At 67.2% G+C, this 18,371-nt stretch carries 20 protein-coding genes; 12 read left to right on the forward strand and 8 right to left on the reverse strand.

Going from position 1 to position 18,371, the window contains the following annotated elements; genetic code table 11:
- Positions 1–283 (forward strand): GTP cyclohydrolase II (locus ABS88_RS18625; RefSeq protein ID WP_502686163.1); only part of this gene is annotated, 283 nt, incomplete at its 5' end.
- Between the two features lie 82 nt (positions 284–365).
- Here the strand turns inward: ABS88_RS18625 and ABS88_RS18630 are convergent.
- The 3 genes from ABS88_RS18630 to ABS88_RS18640 are packed head-to-tail and all read right to left on the reverse strand — an operon-like array spanning position 366 to position 2,860.
- Positions 366–1,172, reverse strand: coding sequence for a LytR/AlgR family response regulator transcription factor (locus ABS88_RS18630; protein WP_067111386.1), 807 nt, complete (start codon positions 1,170–1,172; stop codon positions 366–368).
- The gene (locus tag ABS88_RS18635; protein ID WP_067186332.1) at positions 1,169–2,293 is read right to left on the reverse strand and encodes a sensor histidine kinase; all 1,125 of its coding nucleotides are present in this window, start codon (positions 2,291–2,293) and stop codon (positions 1,169–1,171) included. The genes ABS88_RS18630 and ABS88_RS18635 overlap by 4 nt, the downstream gene beginning before the upstream one ends.
- Positions 2,294–2,338: 45 nt before the next feature.
- Positions 2,339–2,860, reverse strand: a complete 522-nt coding sequence (locus ABS88_RS18640; RefSeq protein WP_067111391.1) for a winged helix-turn-helix transcriptional regulator — start codon at positions 2,858–2,860, stop codon at positions 2,339–2,341.
- A gap of 156 nt (positions 2,861–3,016) precedes the next feature.
- On the opposite strand from ABS88_RS18640, the gene ABS88_RS18645 reads away from it, so the two are divergent.
- The gene (locus ABS88_RS18645; RefSeq protein ID WP_067186334.1) at positions 3,017–5,110 is read left to right on the forward strand and encodes a RelA/SpoT family protein; all 2,094 of its coding nucleotides are present in this window, start codon (positions 3,017–3,019) and stop codon (positions 5,108–5,110) included.
- 273 nt (positions 5,111–5,383) lie between these two features.
- Here the strand turns inward: ABS88_RS18645 and ABS88_RS18650 are convergent, their stop codons facing one another.
- The 4 genes from ABS88_RS18650 to ABS88_RS18665 form a co-directional block, all read right to left on the reverse strand.
- Entirely contained in the window at positions 5,384–5,839 is a 456-nt protein-coding gene (locus ABS88_RS18650) for a Dps family protein (protein ID WP_082737484.1), read from the reverse strand.
- A gap of 117 nt (positions 5,840–5,956) precedes the next feature.
- The gene (locus tag ABS88_RS18655; protein WP_237233586.1) at positions 5,957–6,508 is read right to left on the reverse strand and encodes a hypothetical protein; all 552 of its coding nucleotides are present in this window, start codon (positions 6,506–6,508) and stop codon (positions 5,957–5,959) included.
- 44 nt (positions 6,509–6,552) lie between these two features.
- Entirely contained in the window at positions 6,553–6,882 is a 330-nt protein-coding gene (locus ABS88_RS18660; RefSeq protein ID WP_067186337.1) for a hypothetical protein, read from the reverse strand.
- 79 nt (positions 6,883–6,961) lie between these two features.
- Complete coding sequence (locus ABS88_RS18665; RefSeq protein ID WP_241941998.1) at positions 6,962–7,597, reverse strand: GGDEF domain-containing protein; 636 nt, start codon at positions 7,595–7,597, stop codon at positions 6,962–6,964.
- Positions 7,598–7,786: 189 nt separating this feature from the next.
- Between ABS88_RS18665 and purE the strand changes: the two genes are divergently transcribed.
- The 10 genes from purE to ABS88_RS18715 all read left to right on the forward strand — a co-directional run bounded on the left by purE (position 7,787) and on the right by ABS88_RS18715 (position 16,847).
- Positions 7,787–8,296 (forward strand): 5-(carboxyamino)imidazole ribonucleotide mutase, encoded by a 510-nt coding sequence (gene purE, locus ABS88_RS18670; protein ID WP_067186339.1) that lies wholly within the window; start codon positions 7,787–7,789, stop codon positions 8,294–8,296.
- A 6-nt stretch (positions 8,297–8,302) separates the two neighbouring features.
- Complete coding sequence (locus ABS88_RS18675; protein WP_067186341.1) at positions 8,303–9,400, forward strand: 5-(carboxyamino)imidazole ribonucleotide synthase; 1,098 nt, start codon at positions 8,303–8,305, stop codon at positions 9,398–9,400.
- Positions 9,397–9,891 (forward strand): dihydrofolate reductase, encoded by a 495-nt coding sequence (locus ABS88_RS18680; RefSeq protein WP_067186343.1) that lies wholly within the window; start codon positions 9,397–9,399, stop codon positions 9,889–9,891. The genes ABS88_RS18675 and ABS88_RS18680 overlap by 4 nt, the downstream gene beginning before the upstream one ends.
- A gap of 12 nt (positions 9,892–9,903) precedes the next feature.
- A complete protein-coding gene (locus ABS88_RS18685) occupies positions 9,904–11,085 on the forward strand; it encodes a dipeptidase (protein WP_067186345.1) in 1,182 nt (393 codons plus the stop codon).
- Between the two features lie 115 nt (positions 11,086–11,200).
- Entirely contained in the window at positions 11,201–12,130 is a 930-nt protein-coding gene (locus ABS88_RS18690) for a bifunctional riboflavin kinase/FAD synthetase (protein ID WP_067186347.1), read from the forward strand.
- A 287-nt stretch (positions 12,131–12,417) separates the two neighbouring features.
- Complete coding sequence (gene ileS, locus ABS88_RS18695) at positions 12,418–15,327, forward strand: isoleucine--tRNA ligase (protein ID WP_067186348.1); 2,910 nt, start codon at positions 12,418–12,420, stop codon at positions 15,325–15,327.
- The gene (gene lspA / locus ABS88_RS18700; protein ID WP_067186350.1) at positions 15,324–15,857 is read left to right on the forward strand and encodes a signal peptidase II; all 534 of its coding nucleotides are present in this window, start codon (positions 15,324–15,326) and stop codon (positions 15,855–15,857) included. The genes ileS and lspA overlap by 4 nt, the downstream gene beginning before the upstream one ends.
- A 27-nt stretch (positions 15,858–15,884) precedes the next feature.
- Positions 15,885–16,304, forward strand: coding sequence for a DUF3035 domain-containing protein (locus ABS88_RS18705; RefSeq protein ID WP_067111427.1), 420 nt, complete (start codon positions 15,885–15,887; stop codon positions 16,302–16,304).
- Between the two features lie 71 nt (positions 16,305–16,375).
- Complete coding sequence (relB, locus tag ABS88_RS18710; protein WP_067111430.1) at positions 16,376–16,594, forward strand: type II toxin-antitoxin system RelB family antitoxin; 219 nt, start codon at positions 16,376–16,378, stop codon at positions 16,592–16,594.
- Positions 16,578–16,847, forward strand: coding sequence for a type II toxin-antitoxin system RelE family toxin (locus ABS88_RS18715; RefSeq protein WP_067111433.1), 270 nt, complete (start codon positions 16,578–16,580; stop codon positions 16,845–16,847). Before relB ends, ABS88_RS18715 begins: the two co-directional genes overlap by 17 nt.
- A gap of 18 nt (positions 16,848–16,865) precedes the next feature.
- Here the strand turns inward: ABS88_RS18715 and dxs are convergent.
- Positions 16,866–18,371: 1-deoxy-D-xylulose-5-phosphate synthase (gene dxs / locus ABS88_RS18720; RefSeq protein WP_286750287.1), on the reverse strand; the 1,506-nt coding region annotated here is incomplete at its 5' end.

The following is an 18,371-nucleotide window of genomic DNA, read 5'->3' on the forward strand; positions in this document are numbered from 1 at the left end:
GCTGCGCGCCTATGCGTTGCAGGATCAGGGCTACGACACGGTCGACGCCAACCTGCGGCTCGGCTTCCCGGTCGAGGCGCGCGACTTCGCGATCGCCGGGCGGATGCTCGACCTGTTGGGAATCGCGCGCATCCGACTGATGACCAACAATCCCGAAAAGGTCGCGCGGCTGGAAAAGGAAGGCGTCGAGGTGGTCGAACGCATCCCGCTTGCGCTCCCGACCAATCCGCACAACGAACATTATCTCGCGACCAAGCGCGACCGGACGGGGCATCAACTATAAGCGTCATCCCGGCGAATGCCGGGATCGCTGACGGTGGATCACGACGACAGCGGCCCCAGCTTTCACCGGGGCGACGCCGTCCTCAATGCACGAACCGCGCCACGACGTCGCGATAGCTGCGGCTGACCTTCACCTGCGCGCCCGACCCCAGGATCAGGAAGCATTCGCCGTTGGTATGCGGCCTGACCTGCTTGACCTGGCTGAGGTTGACGATCGTCGAGCGATGCACGCGCTGGAAATTCCGCGGGTCGAGCCGCTTTTCCAGATCCTTCATCGTCTCGCGCAGGATCAGGCTGTTGTCGGCGGTATAGATGCACATGTAATCGCCCGCGGCATCGATCCGCTCGATGCTGTCGACGTCGACGCGGAAAATCTGGCCGCGATCCTTGATGTTGATCATCTTTTCATAGCGGTCGGCGGCGGGCGCTTCGGCCGCCGTCTCGCCCTCGAATTCCTCCACCGCTTCGGGCGCGACCTCGGCGAGCACGGTCTTCAGCCGTTCGACCTCGGCGGCGCCGCGCTTTTCGGTCAGCCGCTGGCGGACGCGGTCGAGCGCGTCGGCGAGCCGTTCGGGTTCGACCGGCTTGACCAGATAGTCGACCGCCTGCGCCTCGAAGGCGCGGATCGCATGGTCCGAATAGGCGGTGACGAACACCACCAGCGGCGGTTCGACCTCCATCAGCCCCTGGATCACCGAAAAGCCGTCGAACCCCGGCATCTGGATGTCGAGGAAGACGAGGTCGGGCTTGTGGGTCTTGATCTTTCGGATGGCCTCGCGGCCGTTCAGGGCGGTGTCGACAACCTCGACATCCGGGTGCGCTTCGAGCCTGAGTTGCAGGCCCTGGGTCGCCAGTTTTTCATCATCCACCAGGATGGTTCTGATCGTCATGTCGCTTCGGTTCCAATCCTTGCCTGTCCGTCGGGCTGAAACGGAAACTCGATCGTCACCGTGAAACCGCCGTCATCGCCCGACTGCGCATCGAACCTGTGCTGGTCGCCGAACGCCTGGGCCAGCCGGTCCCTGATGTTCGCTAAACCCACGCCCGTCGATTCCGTTGCAATGCCCGTCGTGGGGTTCGCGCCGTCGGCTGACAATCCCGCGCCGGTGTCGGACACGGTAATCCGAACCTTTTGACCGGCAAGCTGTGCGGAAATGGTGATATCGGCGCCCTCTTCCTGCGGCGTCACCGCATATTTGATCGCATTCTCGATCAGCGGCTGGAGCAGCAGCGAGGGCAATCGCGCCCGCGCGACGCCGGGATCGATGTGGAAATGCGGGCGCAGCCGGTCCTCGAAGCGCATCTTCTCGATATCGAGATAGAGCTTCAGCGTCTCGATCTCCTGCGCCAGCGTCACCTGCGCCGTCGGTTCGTTGGCGAGCGTGTAGCGCAGGAAGGCCGACAGGCGCGACAGCATCGCATTCGCCGGTTCGGACTGCTTGAGCAGCACCAGCGTCGAAATGCTGTTCAACGTGTTGAACAGGAAATGCGGATTGAGCTGATAGCGCAGCATCGCGAGCTGCGCCGACGCCGCCTGCGCCTCCAGCCGCAGCACGCGGTCGCTCTGCTCCTCGAGCTGGAGGAAATAGTTGATCGCGAAATAAAGCGCCGACCAGGCGGCCAGCGTCGTCGCGTCGATATAGATGGCGACCAGCAGCAGGCCGGTGAAGCTCGTGTCGCTGTCGGGTTTCAGTATCTGGAGGAACCAGGCGTCGATGAAGGCCCAGATCGCGGTGGCGATCGCCAGCACCCCGAAGCACGCCCCCCACACCAGGATGGTGCGGCGATTGATCAGCGCGCGATAGCAGACCGACAGCAGCAGCGTCAGCGAAAAGCCCGTGACCGCCGAAACGACGACGAGGACGAGGAAATCGAAGGTCTGCCCGCCCGCGAACCCCGACATCGCGCGCAGCCCGAACCAGGCGAGCCAGCCCAGGATCTGGAGGTTCCAGAAGGCGCGAATCTTGTTGCCGAAAAAGGGCCCCGGCGAGGTCAGTCCGAACAGCGGCATGAGAGAGGCGGCGTCCGGACGATCAGCGGGCGGCGCGTGCGCGGCTCATTCGGCCGCGACCGGATCGACGCGCGCGTCGGCCCGCACCCGCGCCTGGCCGAGCGGCTGCAGTTCGGACCGATGCTTCCACAGCAGCTCCTTGTACCCCAGCGGCCTGCCGTCGTGCGCGGTGATCGTCACCGGGCCGATCGGCTGTTCGTCGCGCACGTCGACGAGCACCGGGGTCGAAGGCACGCCGGCGCCCCATTTCTCGCCCCATTGCCGCAGCGCGATCATCGCGGGCAGCAGTTCCAGCCCCTTTTCGGTAAGCTCGTAGCGGACCTTGCGGCGATCCTCGGCCATCACCTCGCGCGCCATGATGCCATGGTCGACCAGCCGCGACAGCCGGTTCGACAATATGTTGCGCGCGATGTTCAGCTCGTGCTGGAATTCCTCGAAATGATGCACGCCGTTGAAGGCGGCGCGCAGGATCATGAACGACCATCTCTCGCCCATCGCCTCGAGCGCCAGCGGCAACGCGCACTGCCCCCCGACCAGATCGTTCAACGGTTCGCGCAGCTTTTCCATGGACCCAGCACTTTTTCCCATGACTCGGCACTAACGCATTATCCGTGCCAACGCCAAAAGTTTATGGCGCGCGCCGCCGCCCGGCCGATACCCCGTTCGAACGCCGCGACGCATTTTCGCATTGCAATTGACGGCGCTTGCACGACATTGACGGCAATGCTCAGGCAATATGAACTTGTCGAACGCGTGCGCGCCTACGATCCCGACGTCGACGAGGCGCTGCTCAACCGCGCCTATGTCTTCACCGTCCAGAAGCACGGCAGCCAGAAGCGCGCGTCGGGCGATCCCTATTTCAGCCATCCGGTCGAGGTCGCGGGCATATTGACCGACCTGCATCTCGACAGCGAGACGATCGTCACCGCGCTGCTCCACGACACGCTCGAGGATACGCTGACCACCCCCGAAGAGATCGAGCGGCTGTTCGGTCCCGACGTGACGCGCCTGGTCGACGGCGTCACCAAGCTCAGCAAGATCGAGGCGCAGACCGAGAATGAGCGCGCGGCCGAGAATCTGCGCAAGTTCCTGCTCGCCATGTCGGATGATATCCGCGTGCTGCTGGTCAAGCTGGCCGACCGGCTGCACAATATGCGCACGCTGCATTTCATCCAGAAACCCGAGAAGCGCCGCCGCATCGCCCGGGAGACGATGGACATCTATGCCCCGCTCGCCGAGCGGATCGGCATGTACGAATATATGCGCGAGATGCAGCTTCTCGCTTTCCGCGAGCTGGAGCCGGAGGCCTATGCGACGATCACCGGCCGCCTCGCCAAGCTGACCGCCGGCGGCAAGGACAAGGTCGCCGCGATCAGCCGCGAATTCAAGGAGCTGCTCGCGAAGAACGGCATAGAGGCCGACGTGTCGGGGCGCGAGAAGCATCCCTATTCGATCTGGCGCAAGATGCAGGAACGCCACGTCAGCTTCGAACAGGTGACCGATATCATCGCCTTTCGCGTCATCACCCCGACCGACGCCGACTGCTATGCCGCGCTCGGCCTCTTCCACCGCAAGTGGAAAATGGTCCCCGGCCGCTTCAAAGACTATATCTCGACGCCGAAGCGCAACGGCTACAAGTCGCTGCACACGACGATCATGCACCAGCAGAACATGCGGATCGAAATCCAGATCCGCAGCCGCGAAATGCACCAGCAGTCCGAATATGGCCTTGCGGCGCACTGGGCCTACAAGCAGGGCGGCAGCGGCCCCGACGGGCAGGCGGGCTGGATTCGCGACCTGCTCGAAATCCTCGAACAGACGCACGATCCGGACGAGTTCCTCGAAAACACCCGCATCGCCATGTATCAGGACCGCATCTTCGCCTTCACGCCGAAGGGCAGCCTGTTCCAGCTTCCCAAGGGCGCGACGCCGGTCGATTTCGCCTATGCGGTCCACACCGGGCTCGGCGACCGGACGGTGGGGGCCAAGGTCAACGGCCGCCTCGTCCCGCTGCGCACCCAGCTCGTCAACGGCGACACGGTCGAAATCCTGACGTCGGACAAGCAGACGCCGCAGCCCGCGTGGCTGGGCTTCGCCGTCACCGGCAAGGCGCGTGCGGCGATCCGCCGCCATGTGCGGTCGAAGGAGCGCGTCGAGCTCGCGGCGCTGGGGCGCAAGATCTACGAGGAGATCGTCCAGCGCCTGCCCGGCCGCATCGGCGACAAGGCGCGCGCCGCCGCGGTCGAGCGGCTGAAGCTCGACGACGACACCGCGCTCTATGTCGCGATCGGCAAGCGCCAGCTATCGGACAATGCCGTCATGGAGGCGCTGGTACCCGGCATCACCGCCGAGATGAAGACCAAGCCCGGCAAGCTGCGGCAGGGCGCCGCCGTGTCGATCGCGGGGCTGACGCCGGGGGTCGCCTACAAGCTCGCCGCCTGCTGCCATCCGGTTCCCGGCGACCGCATCGTCGGCCTTGCGCGGCCCGGCGAGGGGATCGAGGTGCATGTCATCGACTGCCCCAGCCTCGCCGACGGGATCGACGCCGACTGGATCGACCTGCGCTGGCAGGAGAATAGCGAGGGCGGCAACGCGCGGCTGTGCGTCGTCATCATGAACGAGCCGGGGACGCTCGCCGAAATGTCGGGCATCCTCGCCGCCAATTCGGCGAACATCACCAATCTGCGGCTGTCGAACCGCGAGGGCGGCTTTCACACCTATGACGTCGTCGTCGAGGTGCGCGACGTCCATCATGTGATGCGCATCCTGTCGGCGCTGCGCGCCTCGGACACGGTGGTGCAGGCGGAGCGGCTTTAGCAGCGCGATCATATTGGATGAACCACGCCGTGTCCCCGCGCAGGCGGGGACCCAGAGCGACATGGCGCCGACCTTGGCTCTTCGAAGCTCCGGGCTCCCGCCTTCGGGGGAGCACGTGGCCTTGCAAGCCAAGACGATCAGACTCTAACGGGGCCGCCCTCAGCCCGAATCGTCATTGCGGGCGAAGCGAAGCAATCTCCAGCCATCGTCCGGCCCCGCCGGAACCGGAGATTGCCGCGCTCGCACCACGAAGAAGAGGGGCGCCCCCGGGGCTCAATAGCCCTCGGTCGCCTTGAGGAACCAGATGCGCTGCTGCGTCTCGTCGGCCCAGCCGTCGACAAGCCCGCTGGTCGCGATGTCGCCATCGGCCTCCGCCGCGTCCTTGGCTTCGTGGAGCCGTTCGAGCAGCGTCTCATTGTCCTTGGCGAGGGTGCGGACCATCGTGTCGGCGTCGACCCCGGCCTTGTCGTCGTCCTTGATCGACTGGTGCCGCCCGATATCGCCGATCGAACGGAGCGTCGTGGCGCCATTCTTGCGTACCCGCTCCGCGATCAGGTCGGTGGTCGCCAGGATCTGGGCCGCCTGTTCGTCGAACAGCAGGTGCAGGCTGCGGAAATGCGGGCCCTGGACGTGCCAGTGATAATTCTTGGTCTTGAGATAGAGGGCAAAGCTGTCGGCGAGCAGCGCATTGAGCGCGTCGGCGATCGCGGGCTGGTTCTTCTGGGGCATATATCGTCCTTTCGTTTGCTTTTCCTTCATATAGCCGAAGCCGGTCAAAAGTTCCCATGGAACCTCTCGGCCGCTGTCATCGAAAAATTCGATGACCGACGGAAAAACGGGCGAAACCTACAAGCCGAAGGCGGTCATCGCCGCGCGCACGCCCCACAGCAGCAGGATCGCGGCGGCGCCCCAGCGGATGACCGATGCGGCGCGATGCGCGGTGAGCCCGGGACCGAAAGCCAGCACGGGCAACAGCGCCAGCACCCAGCCGATGAAGCCGCCCGCAGCGGCCCAGACGCCCGCGCCGCTCGTCGCCGCGAGCGCGCCGATCAGGACGTGGCTGCGATCGCCGAACTGGACCAGCAACAGCTGCGCCGCCAGCAGCGGCGCCGGCAGTTCCGCCTCGCGCTCCGCCGGAGATGCCGCCGCGCCGCGCCAGACGAGCGCGCCCGCTGCGGTCAGCAGGGCAAGGGCCAGCAGCAGCGCGACGACGCCCTGTCCGATCATGCGGTTGGCGATGCTCCCCGCGACCGCGGCGATCAGCGCGTTGGCGCCGAAGGCTCCGAAAGCGATGGCGACGGTGCGGCGCCGGTCGGCGCGCAGGGCCAGCAGGTCCGACAGGAAACGCCCCGCGCGCCCGTCGGCATTGGCGAGCGCCACCGCGACGAGGGCGAGCATGATGGCATCCATGACAGGCGATGTGCGGCGTCAGCGGCGCGGCGTCAATGCCCGAGCCGGGTCGCCACCGAGGCGAGCCACGCCTCCTGCGCCGCGGCGGGAAGCGGTCCCGGCGGCGCGCCGGCGGCGTCGCTCATCGCGTCGAGATAGGTGCGGATCGCGGCCTGGAAGCCGCCCGCCGCCACCGCCGATTCGAGCCGGCTCGCCAGCGTTTCGACCATCGCGAAACCATGGTCGCGCGCAAGGCGCCGGATATCGTCGACGCCTTCGACGAACTGCGACAGCGCGCAATGCGGCAGCGCGTCGGCGAGCGCGCCGATCTGGCCGGTGATCCGGCGCTGGATGTGATGAACCGGGTCGCTATGGCCGTGCATGACGCATCCCCTCCCCCTCGGGCGGATCATGCGCGCTTTTGGTTAACAGGTGATTGAGGCGGCAGCCCCGCAAGACGGGTCAGCGGTGTCCCATGGCGCTGCCGAGCGCCAGCTTGCAGCTGTACATGTCGCGGTCGGCGGCGGCCAGTATGTCCGATTCGGTCATCCCGGTCCGCAGCATCGCGACCCCGAAACAGGCCGACAGGGTGATCGCATGCCCATCGTAGACGGCGGGCGTCGCCGCCAGCACATGCTGCAGCCGTTCGACCTGCGCGCGCGCGCCGGCCTCGCTCGACTGGTCGAGGATCAGCCCGAACTCGTCGCCGCCGATCCGCGCCGCGACGTCGGTCGATCGGATCGATTCCTGCATCCGCTTCGCCACCTCGAGCAGCGCGAAATCGCCCGCGGCGTGGCCGAGGCTGTCGTTGATCCGCTTGAGCTGGTTGAGGTCGGCGAAGACGATCGCCGCGCTCTCCGCATGGCGCTCGAAGCGGGCGATGCGCTGGTGGATCGCGGTCAGGAAATAGCGGCGGTTGAACAGCGGGGTCAGCGTGTCGCGTTCCGACACGCGTTCGAGTTCGGCGACGGCGATCTTCAAGATGCGGTTCTCGCGGCGCAGCGCGTCGCGTTCGCGACGCATGTCGCGGAGCTGATCTTCGATGGAGTCGACGGATATGACGCCGGTCCGGTCGACCGCGATCCGTGCCCCCCCCATGCTGTCCATCCATCGTCCCCGAAGCGAACCCCCGCCCCCGGCCGGGTGCCGGCGGGCTGCGTGGAACGACGATAGCCGCCACTTGATACCAATCGGTAAACGGGATCCCAAGCCGGCGTTGCTCCCGCCTTCCCGACCCGCTAGGGGGACCGGACGGCGGTGAATCGCCGCGGCAGGGAGATTGGGGTGATGGGCGAAGCGGCGCCGGACACCGGCATCAGCGTCGGCGTGATCATGGGCAGCCAGTCGGACTGGCCGACCATGGCGCATGCCGTGCAGGTTCTCGATGAACTGGGGATCGCGCACGAGGTGCGGATCGTCTCCGCGCACCGCACCCCCGACCGGCTCGTCGCCTATGCTCGCGAAGCGGCGGACCGCGGGTTGAAGGCAATCATCGCCGGCGCGGGCGGCGCCGCGCACCTGCCCGGCATGATCGCATCGATGACGCGCGTCCCGGTGCTCGGCGTCCCCGTCCAGTCGGCGGCGCTGAACGGCATGGACAGCCTGCTGTCGATCGTCCAGATGCCCGGCGGGGTGCCGGTGGCGACCTTCGCGATCGGCAAGGCGGGCGCGACCAACGCCGGCCTGTTCGCCGCAGCGCTGCTCGCGAACGCCGACGCCGGCCTTGCGCAAAAGCTCGACGCCTGGCGCGCCGCACAGACCGGGGGCGTCGCCCCGGTTCCGGTGCGCGAGGGCTGATCGCGGATGCTGCCGCCCGGATCGACCATCGGCATATTGGGCGGCGGCCAGCTCGGCCGCATGCTCGCCGCCGCCGCCGCCCAGCTCGGCTATCGCACCCATGTCTATGCCCCCGACCGCGAAAGCGTCGCGGCGGAGGTCGCGGCGATGCATACGCGCGCGGCGTGGGACGACGAGCAACGGCTGGCCGCCTTCGCCGCCGCCTGCGACGTCGTGACCTTCGAGTTCGAGAATGTTCCCGTCGACACGGTGCGCTTCCTGTCGGGGCATGTCGCGGTGCGCCCCGGCGCGAAAAGCCTGGAGGTCGCGCAGGACCGGCTCGCCGAAAAGGCGTTCGTCGCCGGTCTCGGCGGCCGCACCGCGCCCTTCGCCGCGGTGCCCGACCGCGCCGCGCTCGACGCCGCGCTCGCGGCGATCGGCACGCCCGCGATCCTCAAGACGGTGCGCATGGGCTATGACGGCAAGGGGCAGGCGCGGATCGCCTCGCCCGACCCGGCCGATGCCGACGCGGCGTGGCAGGCGATCGGCGCGCGCGCCGCGATCCTCGAAGGCTTCGTCGCCTTCGCGCACGAATTCTCGGCGATCCTGGTGCGCGGCCTCGACGGCGAGACGCGCGTCTGGGACAGCCCGCTCAACGTGCACGAAGCCGGCATCCTGCGCGCCTCGACGCTGCCGCCGCCGCCGATCGTCCTCGACCAGCAGGCGGAGGCGCGCGCGTTGCTGGCGCAGGTCGCCGACGCGCTCGATTATGTCGGAGTGCTCGCCGGCGAATTCTTCGCGACCGACGCCGGGCCGCTGTTCAACGAGATGGCGCCGCGCGTCCACAACAGCGGCCACTGGACGATCGAGGGCGCGGTGGCGAGCCAGTTCGAAAATCATGTCCGCGCCGTCGCCGGCCTGCCGCTCGGCAGCACCGCCGTGCCGCGGCTGCCGGTGACGATGCACAACCTGATCGGCGCCGACATCGACCGCGTCCCCGACCTGCTCGCCGACGGCGCCGCACACGTCCACCATTATGGCAAGACCGAGGTGCGTCCGGGGCGCAAGCTCGGCCATGTCACGTGGGTCGGTCCGGGGGTCGGTCCGGAGGCCGTGCCCCGATGAAGCGTCCCGACATCACGCTGATCCTCGCCCGCGCCGCCAACGGCGTCATCGGCGCGGACGGAAAGATGCCGTGGCACCTGCCCGCCGACCTGCGCCGCTTCAAGCAGCTCACCATGGGCCGCCCGATGATCATGGGGCGCAAGACCTTCGACAGCCTGCCCGCGGTGCTCGACGGACGGCGCCACATCGTCCTCACCCGCGATCCCGACTGGCACGAGGAGGGCGCCGAGCCCGCCGGATCGGTCGAAGAGGCGCTGCGCCTCGCCAACGCGCCGCAGGCGATGGTGATCGGCGGCGCCGACATCTATCGCCTGTTCCTGCCGCTCGCGACGCGCATCGAGTTGACCGAGGTGGCGCTCGAACCTGCGGGCGACGCGACCATCGCCTATCCCGACGCCCGCGAATGGCAGGAAATCGCGCGCGAGGATCACCCGGGCGAAGCCGGACGGCCGGCCTACAGCTTCGTCACCTTCACCCGCAGGACCGGATAGGGGAGAAGAAGAATGCGCCGCTGGCTGATCGGACTTCTCGCGCTGCTGCTAGTCGCGGCGGCGGCCTTCTTCCTCTTCGCGCCGGGCATGATCGAGCGCGGCACGAACAAGATCGACGGCAAGCCGCTGCTTCAGGTCGGCGAGCATGCGAAGGCGCTGCACAAGACGCTGACGATCGTCGACCTGCACAGCGACAGCCTGCTGTGGAGCCGCGATTTCCTGAAGCCGGCGGATCGCGGCCACATGGACCTGCCGCGCCTCGCAGAGGGGAATGTCGCGCTCCAGATCCTGTCGAGTACGACCAAGGCGCCCAAGGGGCAGAATTACGACGCCAACGGCGACGACACCGACATCGTCACCAGTCTCGTCATCGCGCAGCTTCAACCGGTGCGGACGTGGAACTCGCTGCTCGAACGCTCGCTGTGGCATGCCGAGAAACTGCACCGTGCCGTCGCCGCGTCGCAGGGCCGGCTGATGGCGGTCGCGACGCAGCCGCAGCTCGACGCGCTGCTCGCGGCGCGGCGCACCAAGGCGCCGCCGCCGGTCGGCGCGATGCTCAGCGTCGAGGGGCTCCACGATCTCGAAGGCGATATCGACAATCTGGACAAGCTCTACACCGCCGGAATCCGCATGGCGGGGATCACCCATTTCTTCGACAATATCTTCGCCGGGTCGATGCACGGCCTGAAAAAGGGCGGGCTGACCCCGCTCGGCCGACAGGTCGTGCAGCGGATGGAAGCGAAGGGGATGATCGTCGACATCGCGCATTGCAGCCACGCCTGCGTCGCCGACATATTGACGATGGCGCGCCGCCCCGTCGTCTCCAGCCACGGCGGGGTGCAGGCGACGTGCGGGGTCAACCGCAACCTTTCCGACGACGAGATTCGCGGGGTCGCCGCGACCGGCGGCGTGATCGGTATCGGCTATTGGGACGCCGCGGTCTGCGACACCTCGCCCACGAGCATCGCGAAGGCGATGAAGCATGTCCGCGACCTCGTCGGCATCGACCATGTCGCGCTCGGCAGCGACTATGACGGCGCGACGACGGTGCGCTTCGACACGTCGAAGCTGGTGCAGGTGACGCAGGCGCTGATCGACGCGGGCTTCACCGACGACGAAATCCGCGCCGCGATGGGCGGCAACGCGATCCGCGTCATCCGCGCGGGGCTCGCGCCGATGGCCGCCGCGAAATGACCCCGCCTTCTCAGTCCATTCGTGCTGAGCTTGTCGAAGCACTGCTCTTTCCTTCACCGTGGCAAGAAAGAGCGGCCCTTCGACACGCTCAGGGCAAACGGAGAGAGGAAAGCGCGTGATCCGCCTCGACGGCCACGACCGCATCGCCGCCGCCCTGCGCGGCGGCGTCATCGCGCTCGGCAATTTCGACGGCTTCCACGCCGGGCACCAGGCGGTGGTCGGCCGCGCCGTCCATCATGCGAAGGACGACGGCCGTCCCGCGATCGTCGCGACCTTCGATCCGCACCCGGTGCGCTTCTTCAAGCCCGACGCGCCGCCCTTCCGCCTGACCACGCTCGACCAGCGGCAGGAGCTGTTCGCCGCCGCGGGTGCCGACGCGATGCTCGTCCTCCCCTTCGACGCCGGGCTGGCGAACACCAGCGCACAGGATTTCATCACCGAACTGCTGCTCGATCGCTACGGCGCCGCCGGGGTGGTGACGGGGGCCGATTTCGTCTTCGGCAAGGGGCGCGGCGGCAATGTCGTGACGCTCGCCGACCACGCCCGCCGCCTCGGCTTCTTCACCGAGATGGTAGCGCCGGTCGACGACGCCGCCGAAGCCGTCTCGTCGAGCCGCATCCGCGATGCGCTGCGCGCCGGCGACTGCGCCACCGCCGCGCGGCTGCTCACCCGCCCCTTCACCGTGCGCGGCATCGTCCAGCACGGCGACAAGAACGGCCGCCTGCTGGGTTTCCCGACCGCGAACATCGACATGGGCAGCTATTTGCGCCCGCGCTACGGCATCTATGCCGTCACCGGCACGCTGTCCGATGGCCGCGTGCTGAAAGGCGCCGCCAACCTCGGCATCCGCCCCAGCTTCGACCCGCCCAGGGAACTGCTCGAACCGCATTTCTTCGATTTCTCGGGCGACCTCTACGGCCAGCCGATCGACGTCGCCTTCCACGCCTTCCTCCGCCCGGAGGCGAAATTCGACACGATGGACGCGTTGATGGCCCAGATCGCGGCGGACTGCGATCAGGCGAAAATCTTGCTGACGGGCGTATAAAAGGATTCGCGCAGAGGCGCAGAGAGCGCAGAGAGAGTTTGGTTCACGCGGAGACGCGGAGGCGCGGAGAGAAAGAGCCCGGCCGACAGGCCCCTCATCTTACCGCTTCCGCATCATGGCGCGGGGGAAGAAGGAGAAAGCCGCTTCGCGGCGATCATGACCTCTCCGCGTCTCCGCGTGAATCTTCTTCCTTCTCTGCGCTCTCTGCGCCTCTGCGCGAATCTTTTCCAAAAGCAGCCGCTCGCCCTTCTTTGCGCGCCCGCAAAACTGCGCTAAGCGCCCGGGCCATGACCGACGCTCCTGACTATCGCGACACCGTCTTCCTGCCCAAGACCGACTTCCCGATGAAGGCCGGCCTGCCACAGAAGGAGCCGGCAATTCTCGCCAAATGGCTCGAAGGCAATCTCGAGGGGCAGATTCGCGAAAGCCGCAAGGGCCGCGACCAGTTCATCCTCCACGACGGCCCGCCCTATGCCAATGGCGACATGCACATCGGTCATGCGCTCAACCATATCCTCAAGGACATGGTCGTCCGCACCCAGACGCTGAAGGGCAAGGATGCGCCCTACGTTCCCGGCTGGGACTGCCACGGCCTGCCGATCGAGTGGAAGGTCGAGGAACAGTATCGCAAGAAGAAGCTCAACAAGGACGAGGTTCCGGTCGAGGAATTCCGCGCCGAATGCCGCGCCTATGCGCAGCATTGGGTCGACACCCAGCGCGAGCAGCTCAAGCGCCTCGGCATCGGCGGCGACTGGGATCACCCCTATCTGACGATGGATTACGAGGCCGAGGCGACCATCGTCCGCGAGCTGCTCAAATTCGCCGCCAACGACATGCTCTATCGCGGTGCGAAGCCGGTGATGTGGTCCCCGGTCGAAAAGACCGCCCTCGCCGAGGCCGAGATCGAATATGAGGATATCGTCTCGACCCAGATCGACGTGGCGTTCGAAGTAACCAAAGGCAATGGGAAGATCTTTCCCGGTCAGAAGCTGCTGATCTGGACGACCACCCCGTGGACGATCCCGGTCAACCAGGCCGTCGCCTACAATCCCGAGCTGCAATATATCCTCATCGATTATGGATGGACCGACGACGCCGGCCATATCCAGCGGGTCGAATATCTCGTGGCGCGCGATCTTGCGGCGTCGGTCATGCAGCGCCTCGGCGATCTTGACGGAACCGGCGGCAAGTGGAACGTCGGCGCGGGCCTCTACAGCGGTGCCGATTTCGAAGGCATCGAGCTGCGCCATCCGATGCACCATCTCGGCGGCTTTTTCGCGCGGCCCCGTCCCCTGCTCACGGGCGATTTCGTCACCGCCGACAGCGGCACCGGCTTCGTTCACATGGCGCCAGACCATGGCGAGGACGATTTCGACCTGTGCAAGGCGAACGGCATCGAACCGCAATTCGCGGTCGAGGGCGACGGCAAGTATCGCGCCGACTGGGCATGGCTCGGCGGCCAGGGCAGCGTCATCAATCCGAAGTTCAACGCCCCCGACGGCCCGATCTGCTCCGACCTGCGCGAGGCGGGCGCGCTGCTCGCCGCGAGCGCCGACTACCGGCACAGCTATCCGCACAGCTGGCGCTCGAAGGCGAAGGTCATCTATCGCTGCACCCCGCAATGGTTCGTGCCGATGGACAAGGTGATGGCCCACATCTCGCCCAAGTCCCCCGGCGAAAAGCGCTGGGAAAATGAGGGCGGCGCGATCAACCCGGCCGAGGAAGGGCGGTGCGCCGCGCCGACGCTGCGGCAGGCGGCGATGCAGGCGATCGAGGATACGCGCTTCGTCCCCGCCAAGGGCCGCAACCGCATCGGCAGCATGGTCGAAACCCGCCCCGACTGGGTGCTGTCGCGCCAGCGCGCATGGGGCGTGCCGATCACGCTGTTCGTCGACCGCAAGACCGGCCAGTATCTGAACGATCCGCTGGTGAACGACCGCATCGTCGCGGCGATCCGCGAATTGGGCGTCGATGCGTGGAGCGATGCGCGCGCGCAGGAGTATCTCGGCCCCGATCGCGATGCCGCCGATTACGAACGCATCACCGATATCCTCGACGTCTGGTTCGATTCGGGATCGACCCACGCCTTCGTGCTCGAAAGCGGCCGCTGGCCCGCGCTCGTCCGCCACGACGGTTCGCCCTTCCCCGCCGACCTCTATCTGGAGGGGTCGGACCAGCATCGCGGCTGGTTCCAGTCGTCGCTGCTCGAAAGCTGCGGCACGCGCGGCCACGCCCCCTATCGTGCGGTGCTGACGCACGGCTTCACCATGGATGCCAAGGGCATGAAGATGTCCAAGTCGCTCGGCAACACGATCAGCCCGATCGACCTGATGCGCGACTATGGCGCCGACATTCTGCGCCTGTGGGCGCTGTCGGTCGATTTCACCGAGGATCACCGCATCGGCAAGGAGATCCTCACCGGGGTCGCCGACCAGTATCGCAAGCTGCGCAATACGTTCCGCTACCTGCTCGGCGCGCTCGACGGGTTCAGCGAGGCGGAGCGCGTCACCGACGTCGCGGCGATGCCCGAGCTCGAACGCTACATGCTGTCGCTGCTCGCCGAACTCGATGCGAAGCTGGCGCAGGCGGTCGATGATTTCGACTTCAACAGCTACACGCGCAGCCTCGCCGATTTCTGCAACGAGGATCTGTCGGCCTTCTATTTCGACATCCGCAAGGACGTCCTCTACTGCGACCTCGGCCCCGCCGCGCCGCTCGGCACCGACACCCGCCGCGCCTATCGCAGCGTGCTCGACACGCTGTTCCACGCGCTCGTCCGCTACGCCGCGCCGGTGCTGGTGTTCACCAGCGAAGAGGTGTGGGGCACGCGCTATCCCGACGCGGGCAGCGTGCATCTGCTCGAATGGCCCGCGCTTCCCGTCCTGCCGCAGAGCGACGCGATGCGCGCGAAATGGGCGGCGATCCGCGAGACCCGGGCGCTCGTCACCGAACGGATCGAGCCGCTACGCCGCGACAAGGTCGTCCGGTCCAGCCTCGAAGCCGAGCTGTGGCTGCCCGACGATCCGGGCGACGTCGATTATGAGGAAATCTTCATCACCTCGACCGTCCACCGGGGCGAATGGGATGTGAAGCGCACCGAAAACCACAAATGCGGCCGCTGCTGGCGCCACCTGCCGGAGGTCGCACAGGACGGCGGCTTGTGCAATCGCTGCGAGACGGTATTGGACGGGGGATGACCGGCAAACGCTCCCCCTATCTGCGCTTCGGCCTGCTCGTCGCCGCGACGGCCTTTCTGCTCGACCAGGTCAGCAAGTGGGTCGTCATCGGCCCGCTGTCGCTCGAGGCGAAGCGCGTCATCGGCGTGCTGCCGATCTTCAACCTGACCTGGGCGGAGAATTGCGGCATCTCGCTGTCGATGTTCTCCGACTGCAACGACACGACGCGCTGGACATTGGTCGCCGTCACCGCGTTCGTCGCCGCCGCGGTCGCCTTCTGGATGACGCGCGAGCAGGCGAAGGGCGACGTCGTCGCGCTCGCGCTGATCCTCGGCGGCGCGCTCGGCAACATCGTCGACCGGGTCCGCCACGGCTTCGTCGTCGATTTCGCCGACCTGCATTTCGGGGATTTCCGGCCGTTCCTGATCTTCAACGTCGCCGATGCCTGCATCACCATCGGCGTGCTTTTGCTGGTTGCGCGCGCGCTGCTCTTGCGCGAAAAGGCGCCTTCGGCCGCCGACCGTTCGGCGAACGGCACGGCCGCGGATTAAACGGGGCGCATCAGGAGAGTTTTTTACGTGAACCGGACCACCGTCATCCTCGCCGCCTCGCTTCTCGCGACGACGCTTTCGGCCTGCGGGTCGAACAGCCTGTTCAGCCGCGACCGGCCCGACGAATTCGCGGTGTCGCGCCAGGCGCCGCTCGTCGTGCCGCCCGATTTCGCGCTGACTCCGCCCGCGCCCGGCGCCGCGCGTCCCGGCAACGAAACCACCGCGGAACAGACGCTGCGTGCGCTGTTCGGCGGCGATTCGCCGCGCAGCGCGACCGAATCGGCGATCATCGGCAGCGCCGACGGCCCGCGCGCCGACGCCGGCATCCGCAGCCAGATCGGCAGCCCCGATACGCAGGTGGTCGACAAGGGCCTCGTCACCCGCGACATCATCGCCGCCCCCGAAGGCGACGGCCGCGACGCCAGCGCCGCCATTCCTGGGGCGTAGCCGCAGTCTTCACACCGTTGGATTGCAGAATTGGCAACTTTGCTATACATGTATAGCAAAGGAGCTTCGCCATGCTGGCCATCCGCCTCGACAAGGAATTGGAAGAACGGCTCGCCGCCGCCGCCAGGCGGTCGGGCCGGACCAAAACCGCCCTCGCGCGCAAGGCGATCGAGGAATATATCGAGGACCTCGAAGATATCGCGCTTCTCGAAGAAGCGTTGAATCAGCCCGACGCAGGCAAGACCGTTTCGATCGAACAGATGCGACGCGAGCTTGGCCTGGACGCTTGAGTTCGACGCGGCGGCTCGGCGGCAACTCCGCAAGCTGCCGCGCAGCGCCGGCGAGCGCATCCTTGTCGGGCTGGAGCAGGTCGCCGCACTCGAAAACCCGCGCCAGCGCGGCAAGGCGCTGGTCGGCGAACGCACCGGCTATTGGCGCTATCGCATCGGCGATTATCGCGTGATCGCAAAGATAGAGGACGGCCGAATGGTGATCCTCGTCGTGGCGATCGGCCATCGGCGCGAGATTTATCGACGCGCTTGAGATGGAAAGCGGGCCGGACTAAGCCCGCGCGCCCGCTTCCTCCACGCCCGCGCTGTTGTGGCGCAGCGCCTTCAGCACCGTATCGACGATCTGCGGCGCGTTGAGTCCCGCCGCGTCATATTGCGCGTGCGGCGCGTCCTGGTCCTGAAAGCTGTCGGGCAGCCGCATCGTGCGCAGCTTCAGGCCCGCGTCGATCAGCCCGGCGTCGCTCGCCAGCGTCAGCACATGCGCGCCCAGCCCGCCGATGCTGCCTTCCTCGATCGTCACGCAGACCTCGTGATTCGCCAGCGTGCGGCGGATCAACTCCTCGTCGAGCGGCTTGGCGAAGCGCAGGTCGATCACGCTGGTCGACAGCCCGCGCGCCTCCAGCGTGTCGGCGGCCTTCAGCGCCTCGGCGAGCCGGGTGCCGAGCGACAGGATCGCAACCGTCTTGCCGCTGCGCACGACGCGCCCCTTGCCGATCGCCAGCTTCTCCGGCACCGCGGGCAGCGGCACCCCGATGCCGTTGCCGCGCGGATAGCGGAAAGCGATCGGGCCGTCGTCATATTCGGCCGCCGTATAGGTCATGTGGACAAGTTCGGCCTCGTCGGCCGCCGCCATCACCACCATGTTGGGCAGCGTCGCCAGATAGGTGACGTCGAAGCTGCCCGCGTGCGTCGACCCGTCGGCGCCGACCAGACCGGCGCGGTCGATCGCGAAGCGCACCGGCAGGTTCTGGATCGCGACGTCGTGCACGACCTGGTCATAGGCGCGCTGGAGGAAGGTCGAATAGATCGCCGCGAACGGCCGCATCCCCTGCGCCGCCAGACCCGCCGCAAAGGTCACCGCATGCTGTTCGGCGATGCCGACGTCGAAGGCGCGGTCCGGGTGCGCGCGCGCGAATTTGTCGACCCCGGTGCCCGACGGCATCGCGGCGGTGATCGCGACGATGCGCGGATCGCTGTCGGCCAGCTTCGCCAGCGTCTCGCCGAACACATTCTGATAGGCGGGAGGCCCCGGCGGCGCCTTCGCCTGCTCGCCGGTGATGACGTCGAATTTCTGCACGCCGTGATATTTGTCGGCCGCCGCCTCGGCGGGGGCATAGCCCTTGCCCTTCTGCGTCACCGCGTGGATCAGCACCGGGCCATGGTCGCTGTCGCGGACATTCTCCAGCACCGGGATCAGATGCTCCAGATTATGCCCGTCGATCGGCCCGACATAGTAGAAGCCCAGTTCCTCGAACAGCGTCCCGCCCATCGCCAGCCCGCGCGCGAACTCGTCGGTCTTGCGCGCCGCCTTGTGCAGCGGCTGCGGCAGCCGGCGCGCGAAGCGCCGCGCGACCTCGCGCAGTTCCAGGAACGGCCGCGACGACACCAGCCGCGCCAGATAGGCCGACAGCCCGCCGACCGGCGGCGCGATCGACATGTCGTTGTCGTTGAGGATGACGATCAGCCGGTTGCCCGCCTGCTTGGCATTGTTCATCGCCTCATAGGCCATGCCCGCCGACATCGACCCGTCGCCGATCACCGCGATCGCGCGGCCGGG

The organism is Sphingopyxis sp. SCN 67-31 (assembly GCF_001725095.1).

Excerpts from the sequence above, each read along its gene's own strand:
- ABS88_RS18630 (WP_067111386.1), bottom strand. The coding sequence starts at position 1,172 with ATGACGATCAGAACCATCCTGGTGGATGATGAAAAACTGGCGACCCAG.
- ABS88_RS18635 (WP_067186332.1), bottom strand. The coding sequence starts at position 2,293 with ATGCCGCTGTTCGGACTGACCTCGCCGGGGCCCTTTTTCGGCAACAAG.
- ABS88_RS18640 (WP_067111391.1), bottom strand. The coding sequence starts at position 2,860 with ATGGAAAAGCTGCGCGAACCGTTGAACGATCTGGTCGGGGGGCAGTGC.
- ABS88_RS18645 (WP_067186334.1), top strand. The coding sequence starts at position 3,017 with ATGCTCAGGCAATATGAACTTGTCGAACGCGTGCGCGCCTACGATCCC.
- ABS88_RS18650 (WP_082737484.1), bottom strand. The coding sequence starts at position 5,839 with ATGCCCCAGAAGAACCAGCCCGCGATCGCCGACGCGCTCAATGCGCTG.
- ABS88_RS18655 (WP_237233586.1), bottom strand. The coding sequence starts at position 6,508 with ATGCTCGCCCTCGTCGCGGTGGCGCTCGCCAATGCCGACGGGCGCGCG.
- ABS88_RS18660 (WP_067186337.1), bottom strand. The coding sequence starts at position 6,882 with ATGCACGGCCATAGCGACCCGGTTCATCACATCCAGCGCCGGATCACC.
- ABS88_RS18665 (WP_241941998.1), bottom strand. The coding sequence starts at position 7,597 with ATGGGGGGGGCACGGATCGCGGTCGACCGGACCGGCGTCATATCCGTC.
- purE (WP_067186339.1), top strand. The coding sequence starts at position 7,787 with ATGGGCGAAGCGGCGCCGGACACCGGCATCAGCGTCGGCGTGATCATG.
- ABS88_RS18675 (WP_067186341.1), top strand. The coding sequence starts at position 8,303 with ATGCTGCCGCCCGGATCGACCATCGGCATATTGGGCGGCGGCCAGCTC.
- ABS88_RS18680 (WP_067186343.1), top strand. The coding sequence starts at position 9,397 with ATGAAGCGTCCCGACATCACGCTGATCCTCGCCCGCGCCGCCAACGGC.
- ABS88_RS18685 (WP_067186345.1), top strand. The coding sequence starts at position 9,904 with ATGCGCCGCTGGCTGATCGGACTTCTCGCGCTGCTGCTAGTCGCGGCG.
- ileS (WP_067186348.1), top strand. The coding sequence starts at position 12,418 with ATGACCGACGCTCCTGACTATCGCGACACCGTCTTCCTGCCCAAGACC.
- lspA (WP_067186350.1), top strand. The coding sequence starts at position 15,324 with ATGACCGGCAAACGCTCCCCCTATCTGCGCTTCGGCCTGCTCGTCGCC.
- relB (WP_067111430.1), top strand. The coding sequence starts at position 16,376 with ATGCTGGCCATCCGCCTCGACAAGGAATTGGAAGAACGGCTCGCCGCC.